General features: G+C 43.2%; 18 protein-coding genes. 3 read left to right on the forward strand and 15 right to left on the reverse strand.

All coding sequences use genetic code 11. The features are described from left to right. The first annotated feature begins 2 nt into the window (after positions 1-2). Positions 3-1,442 (forward strand): TrkH family potassium uptake protein, encoded by a 1,440-nt coding sequence (locus LPB220_RS08390; RefSeq protein ID WP_021153700.1) that lies wholly within the window; start codon positions 3-5, stop codon positions 1,440-1,442. 223 nt (positions 1,443-1,665) lie between these two features. Here LPB220_RS08390 and yidD read toward each other — a convergent pair whose 3' ends face one another. The 14 genes from yidD to LPB220_RS08465 all read right to left on the reverse strand — a co-directional run bounded on the left by yidD (position 1,666) and on the right by LPB220_RS08465 (position 11,109). Then, positions 1,666-1,908 (reverse strand): membrane protein insertion efficiency factor YidD, encoded by a 243-nt coding sequence (gene yidD / locus LPB220_RS08400; RefSeq protein WP_013904013.1) that lies wholly within the window; start codon positions 1,906-1,908, stop codon positions 1,666-1,668. Beyond that, positions 1,905-2,636, reverse strand: a complete 732-nt coding sequence (locus tag LPB220_RS08405) for a pseudouridine synthase (protein WP_013904014.1) — start codon at positions 2,634-2,636, stop codon at positions 1,905-1,907. The genes yidD and LPB220_RS08405 overlap by 4 nt, the downstream gene beginning before the upstream one ends. Next, on the reverse strand, positions 2,626-3,195 hold the full coding sequence (scpB, locus tag LPB220_RS08410; protein ID WP_009731504.1) for an SMC-Scp complex subunit ScpB: 570 nt from the start codon (positions 3,193-3,195) through the stop codon (positions 2,626-2,628). The genes LPB220_RS08405 and scpB overlap by 11 nt, the downstream gene beginning before the upstream one ends. Then, positions 3,179-3,898 carry a segregation/condensation protein A gene (locus LPB220_RS08415; protein ID WP_150906425.1) on the reverse strand — a complete coding sequence of 240 codons (720 nt, stop codon included), beginning with the start codon at positions 3,896-3,898 and terminating at the stop codon, positions 3,179-3,181. Before LPB220_RS08415 ends, scpB begins: the two co-directional genes overlap by 17 nt. Continuing rightward, entirely contained in the window at positions 3,898-4,629 is a 732-nt protein-coding gene (gene xerD, locus LPB220_RS08420; protein WP_003005319.1) for a site-specific tyrosine recombinase XerD, read from the reverse strand. The genes LPB220_RS08415 and xerD overlap by 1 nt, the downstream gene beginning before the upstream one ends. Beyond that, positions 4,626-5,087 (reverse strand): cyclic-di-AMP-binding protein CbpB, encoded by a 462-nt coding sequence (gene cbpB, locus LPB220_RS08425; protein ID WP_003008353.1) that lies wholly within the window; start codon positions 5,085-5,087, stop codon positions 4,626-4,628. The genes xerD and cbpB overlap by 4 nt, the downstream gene beginning before the upstream one ends. Then, a complete protein-coding gene (locus LPB220_RS08430) occupies positions 5,084-5,605 on the reverse strand; it encodes a metallophosphoesterase (protein WP_150906426.1) in 522 nt (173 codons plus the stop codon). Before LPB220_RS08430 ends, cbpB begins: the two co-directional genes overlap by 4 nt. Next, positions 5,578-6,558 carry a nucleoside-triphosphate diphosphatase gene (locus LPB220_RS08435; protein WP_009731509.1) on the reverse strand — a complete coding sequence of 327 codons (981 nt, stop codon included), beginning with the start codon at positions 6,556-6,558 and terminating at the stop codon, positions 5,578-5,580. Before LPB220_RS08435 ends, LPB220_RS08430 begins: the two co-directional genes overlap by 28 nt. Beyond that, entirely contained in the window at positions 6,555-7,349 is a 795-nt protein-coding gene (racE, locus tag LPB220_RS08440) for a glutamate racemase (protein WP_150906427.1), read from the reverse strand. Before racE ends, LPB220_RS08435 begins: the two co-directional genes overlap by 4 nt. A 77-nt stretch (positions 7,350-7,426) precedes the next feature. Then, entirely contained in the window at positions 7,427-7,672 is a 246-nt protein-coding gene (locus LPB220_RS08445) for a YneF family protein (RefSeq protein ID WP_024055201.1), read from the reverse strand. Between the two features lie 55 nt (positions 7,673-7,727). Next, positions 7,728-8,978, reverse strand: a complete 1,251-nt coding sequence (locus LPB220_RS08450) for a diaminopimelate decarboxylase (RefSeq protein WP_150906428.1) — start codon at positions 8,976-8,978, stop codon at positions 7,728-7,730. 95 nt (positions 8,979-9,073) lie between these two features. Then, positions 9,074-9,760, reverse strand: coding sequence for a Bax inhibitor-1/YccA family protein (locus LPB220_RS08455; protein WP_003008369.1), 687 nt, complete (start codon positions 9,758-9,760; stop codon positions 9,074-9,076). A 28-nt stretch (positions 9,761-9,788) separates the two neighbouring features. Then, a complete protein-coding gene (locus LPB220_RS08460; RefSeq protein WP_003005617.1) occupies positions 9,789-10,280 on the reverse strand; it encodes an HDIG domain-containing metalloprotein in 492 nt (163 codons plus the stop codon). A gap of 82 nt (positions 10,281-10,362) precedes the next feature. Further along, positions 10,363-11,109 carry a TrmH family RNA methyltransferase gene (locus LPB220_RS08465; RefSeq protein ID WP_150906429.1) on the reverse strand — a complete coding sequence of 249 codons (747 nt, stop codon included), beginning with the start codon at positions 11,107-11,109 and terminating at the stop codon, positions 10,363-10,365. A gap of 73 nt (positions 11,110-11,182) precedes the next feature. Between LPB220_RS08465 and LPB220_RS08470 the strand changes: the two genes are divergently transcribed. Beyond that, positions 11,183-11,461: an acylphosphatase gene (locus LPB220_RS08470; RefSeq protein ID WP_023918900.1), complete on the forward strand. Its 279-nt coding sequence runs from the start codon at positions 11,183-11,185 to the stop codon at positions 11,459-11,461. 77 nt (positions 11,462-11,538) lie between these two features. Next, positions 11,539-12,456, forward strand: a complete 918-nt coding sequence (yidC, locus tag LPB220_RS08475; RefSeq protein ID WP_003008377.1) for a membrane protein insertase YidC — start codon at positions 11,539-11,541, stop codon at positions 12,454-12,456. Between the two features lie 154 nt (positions 12,457-12,610). Here yidC and greA read toward each other — a convergent pair whose 3' ends face one another. Further along, complete coding sequence (greA, locus tag LPB220_RS08480; RefSeq protein WP_003005389.1) at positions 12,611-13,093, reverse strand: transcription elongation factor GreA; 483 nt, start codon at positions 13,091-13,093, stop codon at positions 12,611-12,613. Positions 13,094-13,120 lie beyond the last annotated feature (27 nt).

Raw genomic sequence — 13,120 nt, forward strand, 5'->3', positions numbered from 1 at the left:
TGATGAATAGAAGCATGATTCGTTACCTCTTATCCAAACTCCTCTTAATCGAGGCAGGTCTCCTAATCGTTCCCCTAGTGGTCGCTGCAATCTATCGGGAACCTGCCAAGGTCTTTGTCTCCATTGGAGCAACCATGGCCATCCTACTTGCGTTTGGCCTCCTTGGTAGTTTTCACAAACCTAAGGATTTTCACATCTATGCTAAGGAAGGAGTCCTGATTGTAGCACTTTGTTGGATCCTATGGTCCTTCTTTGGTGCCCTTCCCTTTGTCTTTTCGGGCCAAATTCCAAACATTATCGATGCCTTCTTTGAAGTCAGCTCCGGCTTTACAACAACAGGGGCAACGATTTTAGACGATGTGGGTGTCCTCAGCCACTCTCTCCTCTTTTGGCGTAGTTTTACCCACTTGATAGGGGGGATGGGAGTATTGGTCTTTGCCCTTGCGATTATGGACAATAACAAGAACAGCCACCTTGAAGTCATGAAGGCAGAGGTTCCTGGTCCAGTTTTTGGCAAGGTCGTTTCCAAATTAAAAAACACGGCTCAAATCCTCTACTTCTTGTACTTGGGTTTGTTCTTCCTCTTTGTGATTCTTTATTTCCTTGCTGGCATGCCCCTGTATGATAGTTTCGTCATCGCCATGGGGACGGCTGGTACTGGGGGCTTTACCGTCTTTAACGATGGGATCGCCCACTACAACAGTAGTCTAATTACCTATTTGGTCAGTATCGGGGTCTTGGTCTTTGGGGTTAACTTTAACCTCTACTACTTCCTTATGATCCGAAAATTCAAGGCCTTCTTTAAAGATGAGGAATTGCGGACCTACATCACTATTGTAATCCTATCTAGCGTATTGATTGCCTACAATTGCCTTCATCTCTATGCTAATGTTGCGAAGAGCTTTGAGATTTCCTTCTTCCAAGTGTCCAATATCATCACCACCACCGGTTTTGGTTATGGAACGACGGAAAAATGGCCTCTCTTTTCTCAGTTCATCCTCTTAATGCTGATGGTCATCGGTGGGTCTGCTGGCTCGACCGCTGGGGGGTTAAAAGTCATTCGGTGCTTGACCTTGTGGCGAATCGCAAAAAATCAGGTTCTTTCGACCTTGTCTCCAAATCGCGTTTTGACCTTGCATGTCAACGATACGGTACTCGATAAGGATACCCAACATCAGATCCTCAAGTACTTTACAATATACAGTTTTATTACGATCGGCTTACTCTTTGTAGTGAGTCTAGACAACAATAACTTCATGACGGTTGTCAGTGCTGTCTTTAGTTGTTTCAACAATATTGGACCTATGATTGGTACGGGTCAAACCTTCTCCATCTTTAGTCCGATTTCAAAACTGTTACTTTCCTTAGCCATGATTGCCGGACGGCTTGAAATCTATCCAATGATTCTGCTCTTCCTGCCTAAAACATGGTCTAAACGCTGATAAAACGAGAGTGTTATAAAAAAATGAGGCTGGGACAAAAGTCCTAGCCTCTTAATTGTTTTTGGATTGTCGAGCAAGACGCAGTGGTTGAGTGGGCTCTACAACGCTGATTTCATCAGCATTTACAGCCCTACTCAACTGTGCGGAGGTGGGACAACGAAATCGAATTCTAACGAATTACCGATTTCTGTCCCACTCTCATTTCTGTTTATTTGTGATCGTCCTATTTTGATTCTTCATTTCGTCTCAGACTAAAGTGGTCTGGCAGAGGGTCTGGTCCCGCTTGGGTACCAGGATGGCATCGCAAGATTCTCGCAACCCCCATCAAGACACCTTTCACACCAAAGCGTTCAATCGCTTGGATCATATAATTGGAACAGGTCGGTTGAAAGCGACAAGAAGGCGGAAATATGGGAGAGATCCATTTTTGATAGCCTCTGACCATAGCAATCAGGATTTTTTTCATGATTTTTTAGATTTAGTCACTGCTAGATTGTGCAACTGGCTAATTTCTTTTTTGTTCAAGCGACGGTATTCACCCGGACGAAGTCCTGAGACATCTAGGTTTCCAAACTGGGTTCGGGAGAGTTTGTCCACTAAAAGTCCTACAGCTTCAAACATCTTTTTGACCTGGTGGTTGCGCCCTTCATGAATGGTCAACTGAACCACTGAACGGTTCTTTTCAACATCCACTTTTAAGATCTCGTAAGTCGCTGGCTTGGTTTTCTTGCCATCAATGGTCACCCCTCGTGTCAAGGGACGCAAATTTTCCTTATTGGCAATCCCTTTGACACGCGCCACATAGACCTTATCAATCTCATTACGTGGGTGAATCATCTCATCTGTAAAATCACCATCATTGGTCAAAATCAAGACACCAGATGTATCCCAGTCCAAACGTCCCACTGGGTAGATACGCTCTGGCACTTGAGATAAAAGGTCAACGACTGTTGTCCGCCCTTTATCATCAGATACACTAGAGATGACGCCACGTGGCTTATTTAAAAGATAGTAGACCTTTTCTTCGTTGTAGATTGGAGTGCCTTCTACTTCAACCTGATCACCGGTCTTAATAATAGTCGCTAATTCACGCACAACTTGGCCATTGACCGTCACCAAGCCTTGCTTGATCAGTTCTTCGGCCTTGCGACGACTAGCCACGCCTGCATGGGCAATATATTTGTTAATTCTCATCTAGTTCCTCTGTTCTCTCTGAAAATAATTGACCTTCCTCTGGATCAATGTCCACTTCCTCAACCTTTGGTAATTCCTCCAAATGATTGATTCCCATATAATCCAAAAAATACTCCGTCGTGACATACAAATTGGGACGCCCGAGGACTTCTTTTTTCCCATCCTCTCGGATCAGATCAAATGACAGTAGTTTGGTAATGGCACCGCTGGAATTGACACCCCGAATATCATCGACCTCCACACGGGTGATTGGTTGCTTATAAGCAATGATTGATAAGGTTTCGAGGGCAGCCCGAGACAAACTTTGATTCATGGGCGTTCTAGAATAGTCTCGTAAAACTGAAGCGTAGTCTGCCTTTGTCACCAATTTATAACGGGAAGCTGTCTCCATCAAACACAGACTGGTATCTGTGTCCTCCTGGTATTTTTGGCTTAATTTTTCTAAACTTTGCACCACACCTGTCGGAGGTAAAGAGAGAAGGTCTGCGATTTGTCTGGCAGTAATTCCTTCTTCACCTGCTACAAATAAGAGTGCTTCAATTTCAGCTAATTTGCTCATGTTCAATCCTATTTAAGTAAATTTCTCCAAAAGCCCTATCCTGGATCACCGTTACTTCTTGAATCTTGATCAATTCAAGGGTTGCAAGAAATAGAGTAATGACCTCTTGGAGATCCGCTGCTTCTAGAAACAAGTCCTGCAAGAGAACTTGTGAGCGATCGTGGAATCGGTGACGCAGCTGGTCCATCAGATCCTCAATCTTGTATTCATCCTTTACAATGGTTGTATGGTTCTGGCGGAATTCTTCTTTTTTCTTGGTCAATAGTTTTGAGAAAGCCAAGAAGAGATCCACCGTGGTGCGATCATGAAGTAATTCGGTATCGTCATAGACCAATTCCATCTTTGGTTTCGAATAATAGAGGGCGCGCTCCTCGTGCTGCGAGGCCATCAACTCTCCTAATTGCTTGTAAGTACGGTACTCTTCCAATTGAGAAAGGAGGTCCTGCTCTAGATCCTCTGCTTCATCCATCTCCTCTGCGACCTTAGGAAGAAGTCTACGACTCTTGATCAGGGTTAATTGACTAGCCATCAGCATGTATTCCCCAGCTACCTCTAGTTTCATAGCTTGGAGAGTCGCTAGATAAGCCAGGTACTGTTCGATCACCTCAATCAAGGGGACCTCATAGATATCCATCTGGTATTTAGAGACCAAGTGGAGCAAGAGGTCCAAAGGCCCTTCAAAATCTTTAATTTTAATATCCATTATTTATATTTTTCTAATGTCACCATGGTTTTTAGGCCCAATTCACGCGCAATACTAAAGAGATCCACACCGAGTTCCCGTTGTTTCAAAATATACTGCTCACGAATCGATTGTGCCGAAAGGTCTTGGTTGCCTTTTTCGATCAAGAAGGCTTCTAATTGTCGGAATCCCCACTGACGAGAGTATGATTTTCCTTTATTATCAAAGAGATAGACACCATCCAGGAAGAGTTGCAACTCATCCAGTAAAGGCTCTGGAACTTTTAAAACCCGTTTTTGGCCATCTTTGCCCACTCGAATGACATGAAAGTCCAGCTGAATATCTTCGACCTTGACTTGGAGGATCTCACTTGGCAATAAGCCCATCTCCAGAATCAATAAGGCCATCAATCGTCCCTGTGGATTGGTTGATTCTTCCCAAAAATGGGTCAGATCCAACAATTCACGATCATGGGTCTTGGCCGGTTGAATTTTAGGCAAGACCAAACGATGGTATTCAGAAATAAAGCGTTCTTGATACAAATAATATAAAAATTGGTTAACAGCGGATAATTTTCGTTTTTGAACCGCCGGTTTAAAATCTTTTATCGAAGCTTGGTAAATTCTCAAATTCGTCGGCGTCACTTTTCCATGAATTGATTCAATAAATTGGTCCAAATCATAGAAATAGGCTGACTGAGAATTTTCACTTAGTTCTTTTTGATCAATAAAACTTGCAATAAATTCTTTCATTTTGGAATCATCTCGTATTCATTTGAAAAATTATGCATGAGCGAATTGATGGCTTTGAGGATCGATTTCCGCGTAATAATCCCTTGGAAATACCCTTCTTCATCCACCACTGATAAGAAGGAGTCATCCACTAACTTGTGAAGGACTTCTGTCAAATTGAAGTCTAAGCCGATGACCCCGACCTCCTTCTTTGCAACGTCTACGATATCCATCGAAGCAAAAGTCTCCTCAGGAATCTCGTGTTTCAATTGATAAGATAGAATATCCGTTAGGGAGATCGTCCCCACAAACTTGCGTTCATCCGTTACTACTGGGATGCGACTATAGCTAATCTGGCTCAATAGCAAGACCGCATGGTCTACATTGTGGGTATCAATCAAGACCGCTAAATTTTTGGCAGGAGTTAAGAACGTCTCTTCCTGCGCCAGCAAGAAACGTTCAAATTCCTTTGCTATCATCTACTAAACTCCTTTGTCAATTCAGGGTACAATCCATGATCTCGCGTATAATACTCTACCTTGAAGTTCGAATCGGTAATCTCTATCTTGGCATACAAACACTCGCGAATCAGACCACGAGGTTGGCTAACAGATCCAGGATTCACAAAGAGGGTTCTTCCTTCCTTCCAAGCATCTGGGATATGAAGGTGGCCGTAAAGACAGATATCTGCTTCCTCCTCTTGGGCCCACAGATCCAATTTTTGAAAACTAAAATTGATCTGGAAGAGATGCCCATGGGTCTGGATGATCCGTGTTGGACCTAGTTGGGTCACCAAGCGTTCCGGATAGCCATCATAAAAATCCATATTTCCTTGGACAACGTGGATCCCTTCCCAGACAGGATCGTCACTTTTTAGCTCAGAATCCCCATTGTGAAAGATCCCATCGACCTTGCCCAGGTATTTTTCTTTAATAGCTTCAACAATGGAGCGGTCTCCATGCGAGTCACTCATAACGATGATTGTTTGCTTTGCCATGATGGAAATACCTCCAATAACTTTTTAACAGCTAAAGCACGATGTGATTGTGTATTTTTTTCTTCAAGCGTTAATTCAGCAGCAGCACGGCCCGTTTCCCCAACTAAGAAGAGAGGGTCATAGCCAAAGCCGTGTTCCCCTTTGGGCTCAAAATTAATATACCCTGGCCAATCTGCTTCCACCACTAGGCTTTCCTTGCCTGGTCTTGCAACCACCAAGGTCGTATGGAACTGAGCTGAACGATCTTTCAAGTCAAAAACCATGGCCAATTCGTGCAACAATTTCGCATTGTTTTCCGCATCTGTCGCACCAACTCCCGCAAAGCGAGCTGACCAAACTCCTGGTAAGCCTCCCAAGATATCCACCTTCAAACCTGAATCATCCGCTAAGACTGTTTTCCCAGTTAGCTCTGCAATGGTTTCAGCTTTTAGGCGGGCATTCTCTTCAAAGGTCATCCCTGTTTCTTCGACTTCTGGAAGCTCTGGGTATTGATTGAGATTTTCCACTTCAAAGCCCAGCTTTTCAAACATATTACGGAATTCTTTGGTTTTTCCCTCATTTCGAGTCGCAATAAGAATCGTATCTTTGACCTTGTCTTGACCCAAGAAGGCTTCCACATCCACCCCATCACTTGGCAAATGCAAGTAAAGCAATTTCCCTTTTTCAACCAAGAGCAAGGCTCCTTGACGCTGTACGATTTCAAAAGCTCTTCCCTTGACTTCATTCAAGATTTCGGTCAAAAAGGTCAGAAAACGAAAGGCTGAACCATAGCGCATCACCGATAGATTGAGAGGGAATCCTTCAGGATCCTTGGCAAAGAGAAGTTCCAGCTGATCTAACAGAGTGGAAGCTTCCGCAGGCACTTGACTAAATTGGTTGTAGTCTGCATCTTCTCCCCATTGGGCAATATACCAATCTTGGGGATCTTTGTATTCAAATAGTTTGTCACTCATAAATTTACATGCTCCACATTCACTGAACGTTCTAGACATTTTTCGGCAATCGCTGCAAAGCTATTGGCATTTGCAGTGGTATAAAAGCGGTGGGTCTGCTCTAAGAGTTCGCGACTCTTATTGAGCTCAAAATAGTTTAATAAGACGGAAATATCCCGAACACACTCTGCCCCACTATCAATCAATTTGACATCCGGTCCCATCACATTTTGAATGATCGGTTTTAAAAGGGGATAATGGGTGCATCCCAAGACCAAGGTATCAACCTTTCCAACTAGTGGTTTTAGGGTTTCGTAAACCCCCTTTTTGGTCACACTGGATGCCAACTCGTTTGATTCTACTAAAGGAACAAACTTGGGACAAGCTAAACTGCTGACTTCCATGTCTGGTGCCAGACTTTGAATCTTCTCTTTATAAATTCCAGAAGAAACCGTCATCGGTGTCCCAATGACCCCAATTTTTTGATGGGTCGTCGATTTAATGGCTGCAGAAGCTCCGGGCAATATCACTCCCAAAACGGGAATATCAAGTTTCTCCTTGACTTCTTCCCAAACCACTGCCGTCGCTGTATTACAGGCTAAGACAATCATCTTGACATTTTTGGTCAGAAGGAAGTTCACCATCTGCCAAGTATACTCGCGAATTTGATCTGCTGGTCTAGGACCATAAGGTGCACGCGCTGAATCTCCAATATAGACGACATCTTCGTGAGGAAGCTGACGGAGCAATTCGCGGACAACAGTTAGGCCCCCTACTCCAGAATCTAAAAAACCAATCGGTCGGTTATCCATATCTCTTCCTTCCAAAAGGAGGGACTAAGAAATTCCTCCAAGCCCCTCTCATTTATTATCGTGAGATTGCCCCACTCTTATTTTTTCTTGTTTTTCACCATTGCTGATTTTTGTTGGTTCACAATTTGGCGATAGACTTGTTGAACTTTTGCTTCGCTTGGACGTTGGCCGCTGGCACCTAAAAGCGTACGGACTGCTTCAACATTCAAACGTGGGTTCGATGCAAATTCTTTTTCAAACTGACGACGAAGCAAGAACATTCCTGCAACCATCCCACCAAAGAAAGCTAAAATAATCAACAAAATTCCTAAAAAGAGATTCATAAAATTTTCTCCGATCCATTATTTTTACATAACTATCATTATATCAGACAATCGCTTATTTTTCAATGTCAAAGCCGTAGAGTGTCGCAAGATAATCTTCTGGTTTTTCTGCTCGACGAATCAAACGGGCCTGCCCATCTTCTTGAAGCAAAACTTCTGCCGAACGCAACTTAGCATTGTACTGATACCCCATTGAAAATCCATGGGCTCCCGTGTCATGGATCACAAGTAAATCTCCAATCTCCGTCACGGGTAGTTCTCGTTGTTTGGCAAATTTATCGTTATTTTCACAGAGACTTCCCACGACATCGACCACTTCAGTCGGTTCCTCTGGACGATCCATATTGGTGATATGGTGATAAGCACCGTACATAGCCGGTCTAAGAAGGTTCACAGCTGAAGCATCAACCCCGACATAAGTCCGGTAAGTTTTCTTTTTATGCGTCACTCTGGTCACCAAAAGACCGTGTGAAGCCAGCATAAAGCGACCAAGCTCGGTATAGATTTTCACATGACCAAGTCCTGCCGGTTTGAGAATCGCATCAAAGACGCGATGTACGCCCTCCCCAATAATGGCAATATCATTTGGTTCTTGTTCTGGCTTGTAATTGACCCCAACCCCACCAGAAAGATTGATGAAGCCCAAGTGAACACCTGTTTTCTCGACGACTTCCACTGCCAATTCAAAAAGTTGACGCGCCAACTCTGGATAGTAGTCGTTGGATACTGTATTAGAAGCCAATAAAGCGTGAATGCCAAACTCTTCCACACCTAGTTTTTTCAACTCGATAAAGGCTTGGACCAATTGCTCCTTGGTCATGCCAAACTTAGCTTCTTCCGGATTGTCCATAATATCGGTTCCCAGTTCAAAAACTCCACCAGGATTATAGCGGCAAGAAATGACCTTGGGGATGCTAGTCACAGACTTCAAGAAAGCAATGTCTTCATAGGCGTCCAGATTGATCGTTGCCCCTAATTCTCTAGCATAGACAAATTCATCAGCTGGCGTATTGTTAGAAGAAAACATGATCTCTTTTCCACTAAAGCCCAGTTTATCTGCCATCAACAATTCGACATAGCTGGCCGTGTCAACTCCACAGCCCTCTTCTTGCAAAATTTTTAGGATCGATGGGTTAGGAGTCGCCTTGATGGCAAAATATTCCTTAAATCCTTCATTCCAAGCAAAAGCTTGATGGAGGGCACGCGCTGTTTCACGAATTCCTGCTTCGTCATAGAGATGGAAAGGGGTCGGAAATTTTTGGGTCAGGCTTTCTAATTGTTCACGGGTTACAAAAGGTGTTTTCATAAGCGCTCATTTCTATACTTTAGTCACTATTAGTATAGCACAAGTCGGAAGACAAAAAAAGCCGAGGCAACTGCCCCAGCTCAATTGCTCTTTGATTAGTCGTTTCTTCCGAAGATACGAAGAAGGCTGATAAAGAGGTTGATAAAGTCAAGATAAAGTTCCAAAGCCATCGCTACTGCCCAACCTGTAGCAGGTTGACCATTTGTTTGATCATAGACATAGCGAATCTTTTGGTTATCCCAAGCTGTCAATCCTGCAAAGAGGAAGACAGAGATAATACTCAAGATATAGTCCATTCCAGAACTTCTCAAGAACATGTTCACAACAGAAGCGATGATCACACCGATCAAGACTCCCATCAAGGCACGTCCCATACCAGACAGGTCTTTTTTCACGACGCGTCCGATAGCTCCCATGACAATAAACATCAAGGCACTGACCAAGAAAGCCTTATAGACAGTTGCTTGCATGTAGCGAGCAATGATAAAGCTCAAGGTAAAGCCATTCAAAGCTGAGTAGATCAAGAAGATCGGAAGAGCAGACGGGCTATTTTTAACAGCCTTCCCACTTGCAACAAAGACCAAGATCAATTCTACAACCACTGCTGCATAGTAAACCATTGGTGCTGTTGTCAAGATTTGAACGAAGAAATCTTGAAAGACCGTCATCATAAGACCAGACACAAGGGCTGAAATCCCAACACCGATCCCAACTAATGAGTAGATTTTGTTATAAAAAGCATTCAATCCACTTTGTTCTTGGATTACTGAATCATTATACATATAAACAAGTTCCTTTCAAATTTGTTTACTATGATTTTAACATTTTTCGATGAAAAAATCTCCTTTTGGCCATCTTTTTACGCCAAGGTTCTGAAGCTTCCTTAACAGCCCAGTATTTATCCACCATCGTCACTACGAAGGATTCTTTGTAGCGAGGCGGGGCAAGGGTAGCACCCCACATATGTTTAATAATGATGTCTTCTTCCTTGGCATTGAGATCTGTGATCTTTCGTGCATTTCTCACGGCAATGCGGGGATGGATCCAGGCGTGACTTTTCGTAAACTTGGTCTCGCGCCAATCATAGTAAAAGAGGTCATGCAGGAGGCCACCCCGAGCCGTACTTTTAGCATCCCAACCAAATTTTTTAGCCAGTTTATAACTGGTATAGCTAACATGAATGGAATGCTCCAAACGATTGGAATGAATATGGTGGGGAATGTCAGCTAATTTTTGAACCTTAGGATGCTGGATCAGATGGCCTACATAGGTCATGTATTCTTTGTCACGATGATATTGCATAAGATAACCACCTTTCGTTGATAAGCTCTCCCAATAAGATCTCCATCAACTTCTTCTTACAGGTTAAGTATACTTCTTTTTCTCAAAATTTCCTTAAAGAAAACATCAAAATTCCTGCTGCCACTGCAACATTCAAACTCTCGGCCCGACCTGGCATAGGAATATGAACCAGCTGGTCTGCTTGTGCCGCCATTTCCTGGCTGATGCCATTTCCTTCATTCCCCATAACCAGAATAAACTGATCGGTCTGAGGAAGCTGACGGTAGTCAATGGAAGCTTCTGAAAGCGTCGTTGCGAGAACTGCTAGATGAGATTGCGCAGCTCGTTCCAATAGTTCTTCTCGATCCAGTTTCCAGATAGGAATATGGAAATGACTGCCCTGCATGGATCGAAGGGTCTTGAGACTGTATAGATCTGCGGAGGCTTTCGAAAGCATGACGCCATCAAAACCTGCTGCATCTGCTGTTCGAATCATAGTCCCTACATTGCCGGGATCCTGTACATCCTCTATATAAAGGTAGCGACCTTGTAACTGATCTGGAAGGACTGGTTGCTCCAGAGCGATCTCTGCGACAATCCCTTGCGGAGTCTTCGAATCTGCCAAGAGACTTAAGATCTCCGGGGTCACGACGGTGACTTTTTGGATGTTCTCTACCCGGTCTAAATAGGCTTCTAAAACAAAGACCTGTTGAATCTTCGCTTGATTTTCTACTGCCTCTTCAAACAGATGCCAGCCTTCAATGAGATAAGAATCTGTCCGGTATTTTTTTTGATGTAATTTTTTAGCATTTTTGATTACATTATTGGATTTAGACGTTATAATATTCATAGAACTATTATAGCACAAAGAAAAAGAAGAAATCATGCCTCAGATAGATTTCTTCGAGTCAAGGAGGTCGTACATGCAAAAGGTAAAAATGATTGCCCAAGGACGGGTTCAAGGGGTTGGCTTTCGCTGGGGAGTGTACAGTCTTGCTTTAGAGATCGGTGGGATTACTGGCCGTGTCTGGAATAACGACGACGGAACGGTTGGCATTCTGGCCCAGGCAGAGTCTAGTAGCCAAATGGCTAAATTCATTCAAGAAATTCGCAAAGGTCCTACACCTTTTGCACATGTGACTTATTTAGATGTTACGCTCGCAAACTTTGAAAACTATACAGACTTTAAAATTGCAAATTAAGACTAGAGAACTATTGTGTATTTTCAAAAAAAACAGTATAATAGAAAGGTAACATTTTAAAAAAGAAGGAACTATTTGTGAAAAAAAATAAACTTGCATTACTTGCATCGATGGGACTAGCTTCGCTTGTCTTCTTATCAGGATGCGTGAGTGTCGATCGGAAAACTGGAAATCCGACTGGATTGATCTGGAATCTTCTTGGCCGTCCAATGGGCGAAGCCATCAAATTCTTTGCCAACAACCTTGGCTTGGGCTTTGGGATCGGGATTATTATCGTCACCTTGATCGTGCGTTTAATCATCTTGCCACTTGGTTTGTACCAATCATGGAAGGCAACCTACCAATCTGAAAAGATGAACTACTTAAAACCTATCCTTGGGCCAATCCAAGAGCGCATGAAGAACGCTAGCACACAAGAAGAAAAGCTATTGGCGCAACAGGAATTAATGGCTGCTCAACGTGAAAATGGAGTTAGCATGTTTGGTGGAGTTGGGTGTTTGCCACTCTTGATCCAAATGCCATTCTTCTCAGCTCTCTTCTTTGCAGCTCAACACACCAAAGGGGTAGCAGATAGTAGCTTCCTTGGCATTGCTCTTGGCAAACCAAGCTTGCTCTTGACGGCCATCGTAGCAGTTCTTTACTATATCCAAAGTATGCTTTCTCTTCATGGAATTGAAGATGAAACCCAAAAGGAAAGCATGCGCAAAGCATCACTGATGAGTCCGATTATGATCGGTGTCTTCTCATTGATCTCCTCAGCCGGAGTGACTCTTTACTGGGTAGTCGGTGGGGTGATCCAAATTATCCAACAATTTGTCATCAACTACTTGATTCGTCCAAATCTTCGCAAACGAGTCGCTGAGGAATACAAAAACAATCCTCCTAAAGCGACTAGTCACCGCGTGAAAAAAGACGTCACACCAACTGCGACCACACAAATTCAACACAAACCAAAAAACAACCGCAATGCAGGAAAACAACGCAATAGAAAGTAGTCCAAACTACTAATTCTAGCGGTATACAGTAGCACTTGAACCCGGAGGTTCAAGTGCTTTTTTGATATCGTTCAGTCAGCAAAGAATTTTCACTCTCACAAAAAGATTAAGAGCACAAAAAAACAAGCCCTCTTGGAGAGCTTGCGTTTTATAGTTACGCTGTTTTTTCTACGTTCAAAATTTTCACTTGGTAGCTTCCAGCTGGTGTCTCAACAGTGACAACGTCACCTGTCTTCTTACCAATCAAAGCGTGACCGATTGGGCTTTCGTTAGAGATCTTTCCTGCAAAGGCATCTGCCCCTGCTGAACCAACGATGCTGTATACTTCTTCATCTGTTTCGCCAACTTCTTGAACTGTAACGGTTTTTCCGATCGCTACTTCGTCTACTGCAACAGCATCACTATCGACGATTTCTGCATAACGGATTTTTGTTTCCAAGCTAGAGATTTGACCTTCAACAAAAGCTTGTTCATCTTTTGCCGCTTCATACTCAGAGTTTTCTGAGAGGTCACCATATGAACGAGCGATCTTAATCCGTTCCACCACTTCAGGTCGACGGACCAATTTCAATTCTTCTAATTCTTGTTCCAATTTTTCTTTTTCTGCTAGGGTCATTGGGTATGTTTTTTCTGCCATTATTCTTCTCTTTCTATTATTTGAATG

Source organism: Streptococcus sp. LPB0220 (genome assembly GCF_008727815.1).
Classification (GTDB): domain Bacteria; phylum Bacillota; class Bacilli; order Lactobacillales; family Streptococcaceae; genus Streptococcus.